Raw genomic sequence first — 17,922 nt, 5'->3', positions numbered from 1 at the left:
AGCATTTACGCTCCCTTTTCAATATCATTTCCGCTGAATGTCCGTTACGCTTCGTCGCGAAGACGCTCGTTACACAGCTTAATGGCACGCTCAAGCAATTCTAGCGCGGATTGCTCACATTCAGGCAGAACCGCATCACTTTCACCAATTGGTGTTACGCGGTCACCCCATTTCAATACTGCCGCACCCCATGTCAAACCCGCACCAAATGCAGCAAGAAGCATGTTATCACCTGGGTTAACTCGGCCTTGCTCTACCGCTTCACACAATGCAATTGGCACCGTCGCTGCAGAAGTATTGCCGTAGTTTTGGATGTTCACAAACGCTTTGTCGTGTGGGATCCCAGATAGGTCACATAGGGTTTGAATAATACGAATATTCGCTTGATGAGGAATAACAACGTCGATTTGGTCGGTAGTTAACTGTGATGCTTTAAGCACGGTTTTCGCAGCTAGCCCCATGCCTTTTACCGCACGTTTAAAAATTTCTTGTCCTACAAAGTTGAAATCCCAGTAACCGTTGTCCTCAGCAAAGCGATCCATACAAGTACCAAACTTTGGCACGGATAGAATATCGCGACCTTTAGCGTCACAACCAATTTGAGATTGCAGTAGACCCGTTTCTTTTTCTGTTCTTGATAACACAACGGCGCCCGCGCCATCACCAAATAGAACAGCGGTATCTCGCATGGCCCAATCGATGTAGAAAGACAATCTTTCCGCGCCAATAATGATCGCGTTGCGATAGTTACCTGATTGAATCAAACGTGTGCCCGTTTCAAGGCCGTAGACAAATCCCGTACATGCGGCATTTAAATCAAAGGCCGCCGCAGAACGAATGCCCAAGTTCTGCTGTATTTTAGATGCGATGTTTGGAATAAGTGAATCCGGAGAACAAGTCGCCACAATGATTAAATCAACGTCGCTTGCGTCAACGCCCGCGCGCGCCAATGCGTGTTTGGCAGCAACGGTTGCCATGTCTGAAGTATTTACATGGCTAATACGGCGGTTTTCGATACCGGTGCGGGTACGAATCCACTCATCTGAAGTATCAAGGAAAGTGCTAAGATCATCGTTAGAGAGCACGGCCGGAGGAACACATTTCCCCCAACCTGTAATTTCAGCGTAGTAATTTGTCATCGCAGACCTATTTATTGTTGTATTTTAATAAAATTTCTTAGAACCTTAGGCTCAAATACAAACCTGCTCTGCGTTATTTCGGCAGGTTAAAAAATAAGTATACAAATAATGAGGCTGACTGGTAAGTCATGTTTTCATCAATACGTAATAAAGGAAGAAGTCATGTCATCGTTTAAAACTCGCTGCCCTTCATGCGGCGGTCTGAATCGTGTCCCTAATGAGCGTGTTGCAGAGTCTGCAACTTGCGGTAAATGTAAAAGTGCACTTTTTGATGGCGCGCCTATCGAAGGAACGCAAGATAACTTTTCTGCCCTATTACAAAGTGATACGCCTGTTGTCGTCGACTTTTGGGCCCCTTGGTGTAATCCGTGCGTCGGTTTTGCCCCTGTTTTCTCGGATGTCGCTCATGAACAAGCAGGAACGGCTCGTTTTGTAAAGATTGATACAGAAGCACAACAAGCGCTCGCTGCACAATTTGGCATTCGAAGCATTCCTACCATCATGGTTTTCAAGAACGGTCAACGCGTTGATATGATCAATGGTGCGCTACCTAAAAGTCAGTTTGATCAATGGTTAAATCAAGCACTTAATAAGTAATTCTCCACGCCAATCTTACTGGTAGGTTGGCGTTTTTATGCAACTTATCGACCTATCTATTTAACAAATATTATTTGTCGAAACGACTTAAATTAATCATTTTACTTGCCTAACTATTAGCCTCATATTCGCGCCGAATAACCCATAGATTTCATTTAACTTATAGGCGCAAAACAGTGGAAAACACAGTCGTTCCTGCAGCATCACCACGAGTTACAGTTCCAGTCGTCGCACTGTCTCTTTATGCGGTGGCTTCAGGCTATTTAATGAGCTTGATCCCTCTCATGCTCGGTGAATACAACATCTCAGCAGATTATGCGAGTTGGTTGGCGAGTGTTTTTTATGGCGGCTTATTGGTCGGCGCGATGTTTATTGAACGTGTCGTGCGTCAAGTTGGTCACCGTAAAGCGTTTATTGGCTGCTTAGCGGCATTCTCGCTAACGATTGTCACGCTACCCGTTTTTGCTAATGGGTTAGTGTGGCTTGCTGCTCGTTTTATCGCAGGTATTGCCGTTGCGGGCGTTTTTGTCATTGTTGAATCTTGGCTAATGTCTGGCGACGAAGCATCACGTGCAAAACGTTTGAGCTTGTACATGCTATCGCTTTATGGCGGTTCAGCATTAGGCCAGTTTGGTATTGGCGTACTTGGCGTAAGTGGCGGCGTTCCGTTTATCGCGATCACGACATTGATCCTAATGGCGATGTTGGTGCTGATGTTTATAGAGTGTGAACAACCAAACAGCCATGAATCAACCGCTTTGTCATTTAAGCAAATTGCCAAGCTAAACCATGCTGCAATTATTGGTTGTGTTGTATCAGGTTTGACCTTAGGCGCGATCTACGGATTAATGCCTGTTGAGCTCACTAACCGTAAAATCAACCATCAAGACATTGGTACATTGATGGCACTAGTGATCCTAGGTGGCATGTTGGTTCAACCAATGGTGACCACATTGAACAAATACATGAGCCGCACAGTGCTAATGGCGTTCTTCTGTATTTTGGGTATTTTTTCGATCGGTTTAACCTTTATTTCATCGTCAGCCGTGGTATTAGCTGCTGCATTATTCTTTTTAGGTGCAGCTACTTTTGCCTTGTACCCAATTGCGATCAACTTAGGTTGCGAAGGACTTGATGAGCGCTTTATTGTCTCTGCCACACAAGTCATGCTGTTCAGCTACAGCATTGGCTCTGTTGCTGGCCCGGTTGTGGCTGATAAATTTATGGGCCAAGAACATGGCTTACTAGGCTACTTGTTTGCCGCTTTGGTTGCGACTGGCGTATACATGCTACTTGCAGCGAGCAAAACTAAGCAGCGTATGGCCGCTGGCCTCTAACCAAGCAACTTCTACTCAACGAAAACGAGGGCATGTCGCCCTCGTTTTTTATTCTTCGCTTTTTTGTTTAGATAAACGTTTGTGACGGTTTGACGCGTTCGCTGCAGGTTTTTCCGGTACCGCGCGCTTTTCATGAAGTAAATGACGAACCGCCAAGATGGGATGTTTCAGTAGCATTCTGGGGCCAGAGTAACGCATGACCAAACGCATTTGCTCTTTCGGGTCCGGTTTATAACAGTGAATCGGACACTTGTTACACGTAGGTTTATTCTCTCCGTAAGGACAACGGTCAAGACGAACTTCTGCGTATTCAAGCAGCTCACGACATTCTGAGCACAAGTCACTTTTTGTTCCATGGTGATCGTGACAGTAAACCTCTACCATGGCTTTTACCGTCTTAAATTCAGTGGCGAGCTTGCCAAGTAAAATATCGCTCATGAGCTTCCAAAAATCACAACGTCATTGTGTAAAGTTCTAACATTCGACCATTATCGTATTGCTGCTCAACTCGTTCAAACTCAAAGCCCAGTTTTTTGAGCAAACTTATACTACGAATATTGTCATTGTTGGTGATGGCAGCCAACTTATCGAGTTTCATTTCCCCTCGAGCATATTCCAGCACCGCGGTTGCCGACTCGACTCCGTAGCCGCAACCATAAGCAGAAGGTAAAAAACCATACCCGAGATCGTAGTGTTGCAATGTGTCACGCTTAACTAGCCCACAAATACCGATCGGCTGTCCATCGTCCTTTTTCTCTACTACGAGTAAACTCACGCCTTTAACTTTTTGCATGCGTAGCATGTTTTCTTTTATATAACGCGCCGCTTCATATTCAGTACGAATTTGTTTATCTCCGACAAAACGGTAAAAGTCTGGTTGGTTATAAAGTTCTAATATGAATGGTGCATCATCTACACTCACAAGACGTAGTATCAAACGTTCAGTGTTCAGTGTTTTCATTTGGACTCCATTAAAACGCGAGAGATGATTGGACATAGAAACGTACTTGAATCTTGCGACCGACGTAAGGGCTTATTTAGTTGTAACTTGATAAAAAAATAACTATCCTGCCCCGCTAAATTAAAGGACCACCACCATGAACCGCAAGAAGAAAATCAATCAGATCTTAAAAGCGAAGCAGAAGAAGCACAACGCTAAGCTACATAAGAGCAATAAGCCGCGTTATATCTCCAAAGCTGAACGTGCAAAAATGGAAGCTGAAGAGCAAAACCAAGCCTCGGAAAGCACGGAAAATGTTGTAGACACAGTGCCGACAGATCAAGCCTAAAAGAAAAGCCGCTTTATGCGGCTTTTTTGTTTATTGTACGGAGAGAATTGACTTTAATATTCAACACTGTAGTTCAGTGTGAATGTGCGACCTCTTCCTTTGTAGTCGTAAGCTGCTGCATCGTAGTGTGCCGCATAAAGAATCTGCGCACGTTGACCCCAAGCGGTTGTGTAGTCTTCGTCAAATAGGTTTTGAATACCAAAGCCTAACTGCCCAACAGGTAGTGTTACATTACCCAGAAGATCAAACGTGGTGTAACCCTCCAACTTATTGTTGGCGTCATCTTCGTAATCAAACATCGTCTGACTTTGTAGACGAATCGAGTACGAATCTTGGTAGTATGCAGCCCATGCATTAGCCTTAGACGTACTGGCTTTACCTGCGCTCAAATCTTCCCATTTACCATCGGTTTTCAGCTCAGAAACTACGTAGTGTCCTGATGCCCCTAACAGGATATCGCGGGTCACCCAGTAATTGATGTTTGCTTCTGCACCGTAAACACGCTGCTCGTCGTCAACATTCGTAATCAACAACGTTTTTCTATCATACTTGATGGAGTTGTCTGAAAGCGAGTAATAGCCTGCCGCCTGAAGCGCAAGAGAGTTGGTATCAAGACGGTAACCGATCTCATAGCTGTCCGTTTTAATACCTGACATTTTTGAGTCAGACACGTTAATGCTGTTGTTCAACGCATAATGACCGTTTGCATCCACCGCATCATAACTGCCTTGACCATAGTACTTCGCAGGGTCAGCAAGTTCGAAACCTTGGGAGAAATTTGCCCAAAGTTGAGATTCATCATTAAGCTGATAAATGGTGCCCAAATTAAACAGACTTACAGAGTAGTCGGTGCTGCCACCTGGTACCGCATCCGCTGACACCCCCTTACCCAAGGCAATCTTCTTTTGTACGCTATAGGCAACAAAGTCATCAATCTTGTTGTCCATGTATTGATAGCGGTAGCCTGCTTGAACGGACCAGTCTTGATTAATTTGATAGTCACCTTGAACAAACATTGCGTAAGACGTTACATCTACACCTGGGTAACGACCAACTTCGGCGTACGTTTTATTAATCAAGTTTCCAGAGTTGTTTGCAATGCTTGGATCGAATAGAGCTTGATTGCTCTCAAAACGGTCTAAATACGCATCAACACCATAAACAAGGTTGAATGATTCCCAGTTTTTTGCCAGTGCCAAACGTCCAGCAAAAACCTCTGTCTTTTGCTGAGAAGCACCTTGGTAATAAGGAGTAAACGTTTGGTCTTCACTTCGGTAAGACAACTCGCCAATCAGTTGATGGCCGAATACGCTGTCGTGAGCGTAGTTCGCACTTAAGAGAACTCGCTCTGTACCGTGTTCACGATCGGAATCGAATCCCTCTCGTACATCAACAAATTTATTGTTAACAATGTACAAGCCGTATGGCGAATCTTGCTGGCTGTCATAGTATTGTGCGACAAGGTTTAACTTGCTGGCATCGGAGATTTGAATCTCTGTCGATCCCATCACATCAAGCGTCGAGTTGTATTGCAGAGAACCTTGGGAAATATCTGGGGTGACAATGTCGCCATTTGCGTCAAATGCACCTTGTGTCTCGGTGTACACAACCGAACCCCTAGCGGCAATTCGCTCATTACCACCTGAGATAGACTGAGCTAGTTTGTAATCAAAGTCATCGCTGCTGTTAAAACCTGTAGAGCCACTGACATACGATTCAAACGACAAGTCATCCGAGTAAGCTTTCTTGGTGATAATGTTAATAACACCACCAGTCGCGCCTGCACCATAAATGGAGGTTGCACCAGATAGTACTTCAATTCGCTCGATGTTGAATGGGTCAATGGCATCAAGCTGACGACTAATTGGGCGAGAAGACTGCAGTGAGACTCCATCAATCATCACCAGCATCGCTCTGCCACGCAGGTTCTGGCCGTAGTTAGTTCGACCACCCGTACCAACGTCTAACGAAGGAATGGTTGCAGAAAGAATGTCACCAAGTGTCTTGCCCGCGCGATATTGCTGAGCAATTTCCTCTTGCCCTACAAACCAAACCGTTCCTGGAATATCAGAGATCGATTTCGGCATCACACTGCCCACGACCACCATTTGTTCATCACTTGGTGTTGATGTTTGTTGAAGTTCTTCCGCAGCTATTGAGCTAACTGCGTATCCACTGCTCATCGCAAGTACGATGAGATTAAGAGAAAACGTCCTTTTTATCATTGTATTTATCTTTTTGTTGTCAACAAGAGCATGCAATGATACTTATTCTCACTCTCAAATCGAGCACTGTTACATAAGTTAACCAAATGTTAATTAGGATTATGCTTGCTCATAAGCTGTCGATTTTTTTCTAAACGAGGACAATCTTCACAAAGCTTTCTGCCTTCACACTTATAGACTAAACAACAGCTTTTTCTGACCAATTTTAGCGGCTGATCCAGTGATGTCTCATAAAGTGAATGACTATTGTTGGCATCTAAACCCAATGCCTGTAACCACAAGATGGCATGTTCACGCAATGTCGTGTTGGTCATTTGCGGAAAACGCTGTTGAAGACGAATCAAACAAGCCATGATCCCATCCGACATCAATTGATGAGTGAAGCCTGGGCGAATGCGCGTCCATTGACTCATTTCTTGTTGGTAGAAATCGAACAACTCTCGAATTTGACGTCCTGCCTCTTTTATTAATTCTTCTGGCTTACCATGTATATGTGTTTCGTCAGCGAATCGATATCCAGACACAAAACAAGGCTTGAGGTGCTGCGCCATCTCACGAATGTTTGGCAACGTGTGGAAACCGTAAATAGAAATGAACGCAACATAAACAGGCTGCCAACACAACAAATCCCACGTTCTCGTCAACCAATACGCTTTTCCCGCTTCCGGATGAGCCTCAGACAACTGTTGGTAAAGGCCTTGAATGATCGGATTGATATCATTTTCGATATGAATAACTTCTTGCCCTATTTCGCCAATATCACCGTGCAGGTAAGGCGTAATCTCACTCGAAGTTTGAAATAGTTGCGGGAAAAATTGCTCAGACATGATGGTTTATTGTTGGTGTAGTCATTCTGACACCTTTATACCCAAGCACTAATCGCAATGCAAACTATTATCTTTTGTGTTCACATAACAAAAGCCTATTCTCATCTGTGGTCTCTGCCTCTATTTTCAAGCTCTTTGCGCCCGTAAGGTCTGGTTACGTATGCGATGAATAGCAACAAACTCTTAAACCTCTTCGCATTTAGCGCTGACATGATCGCAAAAATACACAGCATAAAAACACCCTGATAAAACTGTGTTAACAGTTTCCCTGTGTAGCGTGAGTTATTGCCAATAATTGAATATTGCTGTTTCTTATCCAAAGGAGTGTGAACAACATGAAGTATTTTCTTTCTGAATATCGGGACAATGTAATTAAGTAATTTGGCTATATAGCCCCCTGTTTTGAATAAGGAAATCCACATGTTGTATCTTGAGTTTCTATTTTTGCTCGTGATGCTGTATATCGGCTCACGTTATGGTGGTATAGGCCTTGGGGTCGTATCTGGTATTGGTTTGGTGATTGAAGTCTTCATCTTTAAGATGCCGCCAACCTCCCCTCCTGTCACCGTTATGTTGATCATCTTAGCAGTGGTAACATGTGCATCCATTCTTGAAGCGGCTGGTGGTTTGAAATACATGCTGCAAGTTGCCGAACGTGTGCTTCGTAAGAACCCAAAACGCGTCACCCTGATCGCTCCTTTTGTTACTTACTTTATGACCTTCTTGCTCGGCACAGGTCACGCGGTTTACTCCATCATGCCAATCATTGGCGACGTTGCACTGAAAAACGGCATTCGTCCGGAACGTCCAATGGCAGCCGCTTCCGTCGCTTCGCAAATCGCGATTACGGCCTCTCCAATTTCAGCGGCAGTCGTTTACTACTTGGCACAACTCTCTGATATTCAGCACGAGATCACTCTGCTTTCTATTTTGCTCGTTACTGTTCCAGCGACGCTATTCGGTACGTTGCTGATGTCACTTTACAGCCTAAAACGCGGTAAAGAACTGGAAGACGATGAAGAATACCAAGAGCGTTTAAAAGATCCGGTGTGGCGTGAAAAGATCCTCAACACCACTGCAACGTCTCTTGATGAAGTGCTACCAACAAGTGCTCGTAACTCTGTGTTGCTGTTCATCGCGTCTATCTTGGTTATCGTCGTTATCGCGATGTGGCCGGACATTCGTACCATCGTGGATGGCGCGAAACCAATCAGCATGGCCGTTGTGATTCAAATGATGATGCTCTGCTTCGGCGGTATCATTTTGCTTGCAACCAAAACTGACCCACGTGACGTACCAAACGGCGTAGTATTCAAATCAGGTATGGTGGCTGCCATTGCTATCTTCGGTATCGCCTGGATGTCAGATACTTACTTCCAATACGCAATGCCTCAGTTCAAATCTGGCATCGTTGAGATGGTAACCAACTACCCTTGGACGTTCGCGCTTGCGTTGTTCATTGTATCGGTTGTGGTGAACTCTCAAGCAGCAACGGCTCGTATGATGCTACCTGTTGGTCTTGGCTTGGGTCTGGATCCGGCACTGCTTATCGGCCTAATGCCTGCGGTATACGGTTACTTCTTTATTCCGAACTACCCTTCAGATATCGCGACAGTGAACTTCGATACGTCAGGTACCACTAAGATTGGTAAGTGGTACTTCAACCACTCATTTATGTCGGTAGGTTTGATTGGTGTGATTGGTGCTTGCTGTCTGGGCTACTTGTTAGGACAAATGATCATTCCTTCATAATTAGCCAAATCAACAATAAATTAGAGGCGAGTCATTGTACGTTAGCGTACAGCCTGAATGACTCGCCTTTTCTTTGTCACGTTAGTGATTACAGTAAGAAGTCATCATCAATCGCGACAAAGTTATCTGCACAATCAATCAGAGTTTGGGATGTTAGCTTAGGCACACCATAAACGGTCACCGTTTTATTGAAGCGCTGCTGAATTCGTTCCACCAGAAGACTAAAGTCCCCATCTCCAGAAACGAGAATCACTTCTTCAACTTCAGGTGCAATTTCAATCGCATCAAGAGTAATACCAACATCCCAGTCGCCTTTCGAGCTGCCGTCACGACGCTGAATATAGGGTTTAAGCATTACCTCGAACCCAACACCGCGTAAAATGTGATGAAACTGACGCTGTTTTGGATCGTTACTCGCGATGGCATAAGCACGAGCACTCACCACCTCTTTCCCTTGCGTCGCAACATACCAAAACTGGTTGTAATCAAAATTACTGCGATACGCTTCGCGACAGGTGTAATACACATTCTGTACATCAACCAAAATGGCGATCTTTTGTTTTCTTTCTGAATTCATCTTTTCTACGCTTGATTTATTTGCTGCCTACCCTAAGTCAGTTTTGGTAAAAGCACAATGAGCCAATTCCACTAAACTTAACGTATAAACGGTATTTGGGTTTCTAGGGGAACTGTCATGGGCGGAAAGTTACTAGTGATACTACTTTCTTGTATCTTGTCATCGACAGCATTCGGTTATCCAGCACATTCAAAGTACTGGCCGCATCGGAGTGTGCTTTACTTCGCTCCAGAAAACGATGAATACGTTAAACAATTCTTACTAGAAGCACTCATGAATGAGTGCGAGTTGGAAGACAGAGACGTGGTCACATTAGTCATTACAGAACAAGGTTACACGTCTCCAGCTTGGCTCAAAGAAGAGTTTGATTTGAAAATGCTTGCCAAGCTGTATGAAATTGAAAAAGGCTCACATACCGCAATTTTACTGGGTAAAGATGGCCAAGAGAAATACCGATGGGGCGCAGAAACGGATTGGCCATTTATCAACAACTTGATTGATCAAATGCCAATGCGTAAGCAAGAAATGCAGAGACGTCACAGCCCCTGCAAAATCTAACCATTAGACGAACTTATTTTCTAAACCAGTCTAGTTTGTTGTGCAACTGAGTCACGCTGCCAACGACGATCAATGCTGGACTGATCGCTTTCTCAGCCATTTCAGAAAGTTCGTTCAGTTTTCCTTGGAACACGCGCTGCTCTGGACGCGTACCATTTTCAATAATGGCGCATGACATCTCTGGATCTAATCCGTGAGTGATCAGGTTATCCATGATGTGACCGCTTTGCTTCAAACCCATGTAGAACACAAGTGTGTTGTTAGATTGCGCTAACGAATGCCACTCAATTTCGCGACCGTCTTTTTGCACGTGACCCGTAATAAATTGAACACTTTGCGCATGATCACGGTGCGTTAATGGAATACCAGCATAAGCTGTTGCACCCGCCGCCGCGGTGATCCCCGGCACCACTTCGTATTTGATGCCGTATTCTGCAAGCTCTTCTAACTCTTCACCCCCGCGTCCAAAGATGAAAGAATCACCACCTTTTAGGCGCACAACGCGTTTACCTTCTTGTGCTTTTTGTACCAAGATTTGGTTAATTTGATCTTGAGGTACACAGTGAAAGTCCAATTTTTTGCCTACGTAGATCATCTCCGCTGATGCATGCGCCAATTCAAGAATGTCTTTCGACACTAATCGGTCATACACCACAACTTCAGCCGCTTGAATCGCTTTCAAACCTTTGACTGTCAGCAAGTCTGGATCGCCCGGCCCCGCACCTACTAGAGAAACAAAGCCGCTGTTTAAAGATGAGTTCGCAGTAGTCATATCAACGCCTATCGGAAATTTGGATATAAAGAGTAACACTCACGTTATTAACTTAAGGTTCAAACTACTCCAAGGAGTTATTACTTTTTATAGCCAAATCAATACAATATCTATTGAAAGTTAAATGAGTTGAGTTGCCCTACCTACCATAGGTAGGGCCAGATAAAAGCAGTTTATTTTGCGATTGCAGGCTCTGCTTTTACTTCTTCTTCAACTACGTTGATAGAAGGCGCTGTTTTCGCATGAGTTAGGTACAGTGGCAGACAAGTCATTACGAGACCACCAACGATATTACCTAGGATGGTTGGGATAAGGTTGAAGTTCAACCAAGTCGCGATACCAAAATCCGCACCTAGAATCATACCCAGTGGGAATAGAAACATGTTTACCACGGTGTGCTCGAATACTAGCGCGAAGAAGATGAAGATTGGGAACCACATCATCGCTACACGACCAGATACTGAACGTGCCGTCATGTTGCCGATCACGCCTAGGCACACCATTAGGTTACAGAAGATAGCGCGTACAAAACACGTGATCCATCCGTCCATACCCATGTTTTCGAAACCAAGGCTACGGGCAGTCGATACATCGACAAACTTCTTCGCTACCGCGTTCAATTCTAGAGAGAAGTTACCGGTTAGAGAGATTGCCACTAGGTAAGCCACAATTAGAGAACCAATCAGGTTACCCAAACCTACCAATCCCCAGCAACGGAAAATACGACCCCAAGTGATACCCGGACGGTTAGCAAACTTAGCCAAAGGAGCAAGACCAAAAACACCAGTGACAAGGTCGTAACCCATCACACTGAGAATCACAAAGCCCACAGGGAAAACAAGCGCCCCCACAAGGCCAATGCCCGTTTGTACAATCGCGGTAATAGCAACCACCACCGCAAGAGACAGAATAACGCCTGCCATCGTGCCGCGAAGCAGAAGATCTCGTGTGCTGGTATTAATTTTCGCTTCACCCACGTTGATCATGGTTTGCACGAATTCAGCAGGTTTAAAGTCTGTAGACATGAATGTGTCCTTATTCAAAATTGAAAGTTAAAAAGTTAAAGATTGAATAGAGAAAGGCTTCCCGTTGACACCCACTGCTGTCGACATCATCTCGCTTCCCTGTTCCCCCAAGATGACGCTTGGAAAGCCTTTGTCTATTGAATCTAAGTACTCGGTGCACTCCCTCCCCTTAAGGAGGAGGGAATGCAAACCAAGCTTATGCAGAAATTTCTACTTCACCGTTGGTTACGCGCGTTTTGTACGCTTTCACGTTAAAACGCTCGTCTTCCATGCACGCACCTGTTGTCAGGTTAAAGCGTTGCTTTTTAAGTGGGCTTGCTACCCAAAGTTCGCCTTGGTGCTCACAAATCAAACCGCGAGAAAGCACGTTTGATTGGAAGAATGGGTCTGTGTTGCTGATCGCCAGCACTTCTTCTGCTTGTGTTGGGCGGAATACCGCAACTTGCTGACCATCAACCAGTGCACAAACGCCAGTGCCCGGTACGATGTCGTTGATTTGGCAAATCTTTTCAAATGACATGTTCAACCTTCCCTTATGCTTCAGTGATCGCTACGTGTAGGATGTCGCCTTTCGCTTCAGGATGTTTCTCCGTGAAGGTCGCTGGGCGGTGCTGTTCGCGCTCTTGAACAAACACAACATTGTCATCGCGCTTGTCAGAGTTGATGAAGTGTGCGAAACGAGTCAGTTGTGATTCGTCATTGATGGTTGCAGTCCACTCACATTCGTACTCGTCTACAAGCTTCGCTACATCTGCTTCTAGTTGAGCGTTAATGCCAAGTTTGTCTTCAACAATCACTTCGCGTAGGTAGTCAACGCCACCTTCCATGTTTTCCATCCAAACCGATGTACGTTGTAGTGGCGCAGCAGTACGGATGTAGAACATCATGAAGCGGTCGATATACTTGATTAGCGTTTCTTTATCTAGGTCACTTGCAAGTAGGTCTGCGTGACGAGGCTTCATACCACCGTTACCACATACGTACATGTTCCAACCTGCGTCAGTCGCGATGATGCCAAGGTCTTTACCTTGTGCTTCCGCACACTCACGAGTACAGCCAGAAACACCGAACTTCATCTTATGAGGCGTACGAATGCCTTTGTAACGGTTCTCGATGTAAGAACCTAGACCAACAGAATCTTGAACACCGTAACGACACCAAGTTGAGCCAACACATGTCTTCGCCATACGAAGTGCTTTTGCGTACGCTTGACCTGTTTCGAAACCAGCGTCGATAAGCTTGCGCCAGATCTCTGGAAGATCGTCTTTTTGAGCACCGAACAGACCAATACGTTGAGCACCGGTTACTTTGGTGTATAGGTTGTATTCTGCAGCAACGTTCGCTAGTGCACCCAGTGCTTGAGGTGTAACTTCACCACCCGCCATGCGTGGGATTACGGAGTAAGTACCATCTTTTTGGATGTTACCTAGGAAGTTATCGTTGGTGTCGTGCAGCTTAACCAGTTGTGGCTTAAGGATGTGCTCACCCCAGCAAGAAGCCAAAATAGAACCCACAAGTGGTTTACATACTTCACAGCCGTAACCTTTACCGTATTTCTCCAGAAGCTCATCAAACGTTTTGATCTCTTCAATACGGATTAAGTGGAATAGCTCTTGGCGTGAGTAAGCAAAGTGCTCACAAACGTCGTTCTTCACTTCAATACCAGATTTAGCAAGCTCTGCGTTTAGGACAGAAGTGACTAGAGGAATACAACCACCACAGCCTGTGCCAGCGCCAGTCACTGCTTTGATGTCGCCCAATGTATGGTGGCCATCAGCAACCGCTTGTGCGATCTTGGCTTTGGTTACATCGAAACATGAACAGATCACTGCGCTTTCTGGTAGAGCGTCTGCACCTAGTGCTGGTTTCTCAGCGCCTGCGTGTGCAGGAAGGATCAATGCGTCTGGGTGTTCTGGTAGGTCGATTTCGTTCAACATCAATTGAAGCAAATCGCCGTAGTCAGACGTATCGCCAACCATTACCGCGCCAAGCAGTTTCTTGTTGTCTTCAGAAACGATAAGACGTTTGTAAACTTCTTGCTCTTCGTTTTGGTAAACGTAACTCTTACAACCTTCAGTACGACCGTTCGCATCACCGATTGAACCTACTTTTACACCAAGCAGTTTTAGCTTCGCAGACATGTCAGCGCCTTCGAATTTGCTTTCTGTGTTACCTAGTAGGTGATCAACGGCAACCGTCGCCATCTTGTAGCCAGGAGCAACAAGGCCGTAGAACATGTCGTTCCAAGACGCACACTCACCAATCGCGTAGATGTTCTCATCAGAAGTCTGGCAGTGGTCGTTGATGGCAACACCGCCACGAGGGCCAAGTTCTAGCTCCATTTGGCGTGCTAGTTTGTCTTGTGGACGAATACCCGCTGAAAATACAATGAAGTCTGTTTCTAACTCAGTGCCGTCAGCAAAACGCATAACGTTGCGTGCGTTTGTGCCTTCTGCCGCAATCTCAAGCGTGTTTTTGCTGGTGTGAACGTTCACGCCCATACGCTCGATTTTTTGACGAAGTTGGTTACCACCAGCAAGGTCAAGTTGCTCAGCCATCAGCTTTGGCGCGAACTCAACAACGTGTGTTTCTACACCCAATGCTTTTAGTGCGCCTGCCGCTTCAAGACCTAGAAGACCACCACCGATAACCACGCCTGATTTGCTGTTTTTCGCACACGCTTCAATCGCTTTTAGATCTTCGATCGTGCGGTAAACAAAACAGTCTTTGCTTTCGTGGCCTTTGATAGGCGGGACAAATGGGAATGAGCCTGTAGCAAGAATCAGCTTGTCGTATTGAACTTCGCGACCAGTGCTTGAGTAAACAATGCGGTTTTCACGGTTGATGTTAATCGCGCGTTCGCCGATCAGCATATTAATACCGTGTTTCTCGTAGAAGCCTTCTTTTACTAAGGAAAGTTCATCTGCAGTATGGTGAGAAAAGTAAGAGGAAAGGTGCACACGGTCGTATGCGACACGAGGTTCTTCACAGAAAACGGTAATCTCCATATTAGAGATGTCAGTTTTCTCGACTAAGTCTTCAATATAACGGTGCCCTACCATACCGTTACCGATGACTACTAGCTTCAACTTGCTCATTATAATTCCTAAGGGTTAGGTTCTTATCACTGAGCTCATTGTTAATTGTGAAAGAAAATTAATACATGATGTAAATCAATTACAATTTCAAACTACCCTAAAGGGGTAGATGAACGTTTTTATCTTGATATTGAAGAATAAAAGGTAATTTATTAACGGATGTTGGTAGTTTTTACAAAATGAGATAACCGCAGTCATGCTCACAAAGGGCTATACAGTTTTGGCTTTTACAGAATGGCAATGATTGTCGAGTTAAACCACGCTAACGATAAACCCAGCTTTGTTTAAAAACAAAGCATTCGTTTTAACCTAGCCGTTTCAAGGCTACTAAAGGTGAACAACTGAAGTGACTGAAAGTTTTAGAAAAATCAAGTCTCACAACAAAAATCTTTTACTAGCTAAGTCGCACTATAAAGACTAGAATCTGATTTAGTTCATATGGAATAAAATCCATATGATTGATACCGTAATTGACATATAGAGTGCCGTCCCATGTTTGTGAGGCGGCCTTTTATTTGGGAGTCATAAAATGTCAGAAAACAATTCTATCTACATTTCAAGCTTAGATATGAACCGAATCACGGCTTTGTTGGATAAAATGCCAAACATCGCGGCGGAGCTTGTTGAGCTAGAAGCAGAGCTAGACCGTGCGACGGTTCTTGAGCCAGAACAAATGCCAGATAATGTGGTCACGATGAACTCAACTGTAGAGTTTAAATTTGCAGGTGAAGATAGAACCATGACAAAGACACTGGTTTACCCATCTGAGCTGAAAAGCAGTGATGATATTTCCATTTTTGCGCCCGTAGGCAGCGCACTGATCGGTTTGTCTGTTGGTCAAAAACTTGAATGGCCAATGCCAAATAATCAAGTGAAGACAATTGAAATTGTCGATATCACCTACCAGCCTGAGCGTTGTGGTGCACTAAACCGCTAACCCTCAGTAGTCCCGGTGCAAAGGCCTCATTTATGACTTTGCACCAGGAGAGCCCCTCGCTTATCCCCTATTTCCTTCTTTGTTTTTCCAAGCATTTACTTTGCTGCTCTTAAGTAACATCAACGATTCTTTATTATTTACCGCATATTCAATACCTATATCTCCAAGCTCAATCATAGAAATTGCAAAGTATTTTTCGTATATTGTCGCTCCGAAAACGACGTAAATTATGCGCAAAATGGAAGAATATCTAACTCGAATTGCCTGCTTAGAAAAAGAAAATGAAGAGCTGAAGCGGAAGAATGCGCGACTACAAGAAAAGTTGAATGCTGCACTCGACAGTAATGGACTGTGTTTGTGGGAGCAGCATATTCCTTCAGGTACTTTGACGATATTCAATATGCAGTGGGGCAAAATGCTAGGTTATCAGCCCCATGAGTTAACCGCGACGGTTGAAACGTGGAAAAACAATCTCCACCCTGAAGATTATGATCTTGCGGTGGGTGCATTTGAAGATCACCTAGCTGGCAAAACCGACCTTTATGAGGTAGTTCATCGCATGATGCATAAAGACGGCAGTGATAGTTGGGTCTACGATCGAGGGCGCATCGTCGAGTATGGTTCTGATGGCGAACCACTACGCATGATGGGCACTCATATCGATATTACAAAAGAAAAGCGATATGAGCAGCAACTGGCTAAGTTAGCTTCGAGTGATCCATTGACCGGACTGTTAAATAGAAAAGCAATTGAGGAAAACTTTAATCATCAACCTCAAACCAAGCCGTCTCAGCAGTCTGCCTTAGTGTTTGTTGATATAGATAATTTTAAAGCAGTTAACGACCAGCTAGGCCATCATACTGGTGATACTCTCCTCATCAATATCGCCAATAGCTTAACAGAGCTTGCGCCAAGCAAGTCTCAAGTCGGACGCATAGGAGGAGATGAGTTTGTCGTTTTAAGCTCTTATTCAAATCAAGAAGAAATATCTCAACTTTGTGATCGACTCTTAAGTTCCATCATTCCTGCGATAAATCAGGACTTAAATAAAGTAACGATTGGAATGAGCATCGGCGTTTGTCTATTTGATAAAGGAAAACAACAGTTTAATGAAGTTTATCAAAAAGCCGATCATACAATGTATGAGATAAAGAAAAATGGCAAAAATGGCGTTGCCTATATCCAGATATAATAATTCTCTTGTTTTTTGAAATTAATATTTCTTTAATTTGACAATTTTCTCTACGGAATTGATAGAGTCTTATTTTTAATAAGTCATTTATATAGGAAACAAAAGAAATAACAAACAATTAAGAGTGTTGCATACTACACGGTGTAATATTATTACTGTTTTTGTGACTGCTTTTGTTGCATACAATATTATTTCTTATTATTTTTATAAAAACCACCAATAAAAAGTAGTTAAACATTATAATTCATAAACTTATAAAAACCGAAATGCATGGTTGAATTTTAACCACCCCTTCTGCTAATATCTCGCCTCGTGTTTAAAAGTAATAAACACACACAAATATAAAACAAACTTTATAAAACATAATGCACACTTGATAATTACTGGTTCTATTTGGGTAGAGCTCGGTATTTATTTTATTTAAAACATTATGAATTTGTAATTTCATTTAATATCAAAATATTAAGTAGGTATATAACCGTCATTCCGCAGCCAATTTCAGAATTAAAACAATGTGATCCAGTGATCGTTTACAAATGTTAGTGCGACAGACCTCTTGACCGCGATCCCCAGTTTTGATCTATTACTGTTATTTAA

The 17,922-nt window shown here is 44.0% G+C and carries 17 protein-coding genes; 7 read left to right on the top strand and 10 right to left on the bottom strand.

Annotated elements, in window-relative coordinates; genetic code table 11:
- Nucleotides 1-44: 44 nt before the first annotated feature.
- Nucleotides 45-1,139, bottom strand: a complete 1,095-nt coding sequence (locus NL643_RS16520; protein ID WP_253644837.1) for a ketoacyl-ACP synthase III — start codon at nt 1,137-1,139, stop codon at nt 45-47.
- A 162-nt stretch (nt 1,140-1,301) separates the two neighbouring features.
- Between NL643_RS16520 and trxC the strand changes: the two genes are divergently transcribed.
- Together trxC and NL643_RS16510 are read left to right on the top strand one after the other, a co-directional pair.
- On the top strand, nt 1,302-1,736 hold the full coding sequence (gene trxC / locus NL643_RS16515; protein WP_005394579.1) for a thioredoxin TrxC: 435 nt from the start codon (nt 1,302-1,304) through the stop codon (nt 1,734-1,736).
- Between the two features lie 176 nt (nt 1,737-1,912).
- The gene (locus tag NL643_RS16510) at nt 1,913-3,073 is read left to right on the top strand and encodes an MFS transporter (RefSeq protein WP_012842235.1); all 1,161 of its coding nucleotides are present in this window, start codon (nt 1,913-1,915) and stop codon (nt 3,071-3,073) included.
- Between the two features lie 48 nt (nt 3,074-3,121).
- Here the strand turns inward: NL643_RS16510 and NL643_RS16505 are convergent, their stop codons facing one another.
- Nucleotides 3,122-3,511, bottom strand: a complete 390-nt coding sequence (locus NL643_RS16505) for a nitrous oxide-stimulated promoter family protein (protein WP_005394584.1) — start codon at nt 3,509-3,511, stop codon at nt 3,122-3,124.
- A gap of 13 nt (nt 3,512-3,524) precedes the next feature.
- On the bottom strand, nt 3,525-4,034 hold the full coding sequence (locus tag NL643_RS16500; protein WP_253644836.1) for a GNAT family N-acetyltransferase: 510 nt from the start codon (nt 4,032-4,034) through the stop codon (nt 3,525-3,527).
- Nucleotides 4,035-4,170: 136 nt separating this feature from the next.
- Between NL643_RS16500 and NL643_RS16495 the strand changes: the two genes are divergently transcribed.
- Entirely contained in the window at nt 4,171-4,362 is a 192-nt protein-coding gene (locus NL643_RS16495) for a DUF2986 domain-containing protein (RefSeq protein ID WP_012842232.1), read from the top strand.
- 53 nt (nt 4,363-4,415) lie between these two features.
- Here the strand turns inward: NL643_RS16495 and NL643_RS16490 are convergent, their stop codons facing one another.
- Together NL643_RS16490 and NL643_RS16485 are read right to left on the bottom strand one after the other, a co-directional pair.
- The gene (locus NL643_RS16490; RefSeq protein ID WP_253644835.1) at nt 4,416-6,587 is read right to left on the bottom strand and encodes a TonB-dependent receptor; all 2,172 of its coding nucleotides are present in this window, start codon (nt 6,585-6,587) and stop codon (nt 4,416-4,418) included.
- An 89-nt stretch (nt 6,588-6,676) separates the two neighbouring features.
- Entirely contained in the window at nt 6,677-7,414 is a 738-nt protein-coding gene (locus tag NL643_RS16485; RefSeq protein ID WP_164665658.1) for a siderophore ferric iron reductase, read from the bottom strand.
- A 420-nt stretch (nt 7,415-7,834) separates the two neighbouring features.
- Between NL643_RS16485 and NL643_RS16480 the strand changes: the two genes are divergently transcribed.
- Nucleotides 7,835-9,166 carry an anaerobic C4-dicarboxylate transporter gene (locus NL643_RS16480; protein WP_005394592.1) on the top strand — a complete coding sequence of 444 codons (1,332 nt, stop codon included), beginning with the start codon at nt 7,835-7,837 and terminating at the stop codon, nt 9,164-9,166.
- 88 nt (nt 9,167-9,254) lie between these two features.
- Here the strand turns inward: NL643_RS16480 and NL643_RS16475 are convergent, their stop codons facing one another.
- Nucleotides 9,255-9,743 (bottom strand): NYN domain-containing protein, encoded by a 489-nt coding sequence (locus NL643_RS16475; protein WP_005394594.1) that lies wholly within the window; start codon nt 9,741-9,743, stop codon nt 9,255-9,257.
- Between the two features lie 117 nt (nt 9,744-9,860).
- On the opposite strand from NL643_RS16475, the gene NL643_RS16470 reads away from it, so the two are divergent.
- Nucleotides 9,861-10,301, top strand: a complete 441-nt coding sequence (locus NL643_RS16470; protein ID WP_182018505.1) for a DUF4174 domain-containing protein — start codon at nt 9,861-9,863, stop codon at nt 10,299-10,301.
- Nucleotides 10,302-10,314: 13 nt separating this feature from the next.
- Here the strand turns inward: NL643_RS16470 and cobA are convergent, their stop codons facing one another.
- The 4 genes from cobA to nirB form a co-directional block, all read right to left on the bottom strand.
- Nucleotides 10,315-11,073: a uroporphyrinogen-III C-methyltransferase gene (gene cobA, locus NL643_RS16465; protein ID WP_005394598.1), complete on the bottom strand. Its 759-nt coding sequence runs from the start codon at nt 11,071-11,073 to the stop codon at nt 10,315-10,317.
- Nucleotides 11,074-11,246: 173 nt separating this feature from the next.
- Nucleotides 11,247-12,098, bottom strand: coding sequence for a formate/nitrite transporter family protein (locus tag NL643_RS16460; RefSeq protein ID WP_248379937.1), 852 nt, complete (start codon nt 12,096-12,098; stop codon nt 11,247-11,249).
- A gap of 196 nt (nt 12,099-12,294) precedes the next feature.
- On the bottom strand, nt 12,295-12,618 hold the full coding sequence (gene nirD / locus NL643_RS16455; RefSeq protein WP_046875391.1) for a nitrite reductase small subunit NirD: 324 nt from the start codon (nt 12,616-12,618) through the stop codon (nt 12,295-12,297).
- Between the two features lie 13 nt (nt 12,619-12,631).
- Nucleotides 12,632-15,196, bottom strand: a complete 2,565-nt coding sequence (gene nirB, locus NL643_RS16450; protein ID WP_248379939.1) for a nitrite reductase large subunit NirB — start codon at nt 15,194-15,196, stop codon at nt 12,632-12,634.
- A 529-nt stretch (nt 15,197-15,725) separates the two neighbouring features.
- Here nirB and rnk point away from each other — a divergent pair.
- Both rnk and NL643_RS16440 read left to right on the top strand, forming a co-directional pair.
- Nucleotides 15,726-16,133: a nucleoside diphosphate kinase regulator gene (rnk, locus tag NL643_RS16445; RefSeq protein WP_005394604.1), complete on the top strand. Its 408-nt coding sequence runs from the start codon at nt 15,726-15,728 to the stop codon at nt 16,131-16,133.
- A 238-nt stretch (nt 16,134-16,371) separates the two neighbouring features.
- Entirely contained in the window at nt 16,372-17,325 is a 954-nt protein-coding gene (locus tag NL643_RS16440) for a sensor domain-containing diguanylate cyclase (RefSeq protein WP_253644868.1), read from the top strand.
- Nucleotides 17,326-17,922 lie beyond the last annotated feature (597 nt).

The sequence above is a fragment of the Vibrio sp. Y42_MX_L11 genome (assembly GCF_024181785.1).
Lineage (GTDB): Bacteria > Pseudomonadota > Gammaproteobacteria > Enterobacterales > Vibrionaceae > Vibrio > Vibrio diabolicus.
The sequence above is the reverse complement of the archived record's forward strand: the minus strand, read 5'-3'. Positions and strand labels throughout refer to the sequence as shown.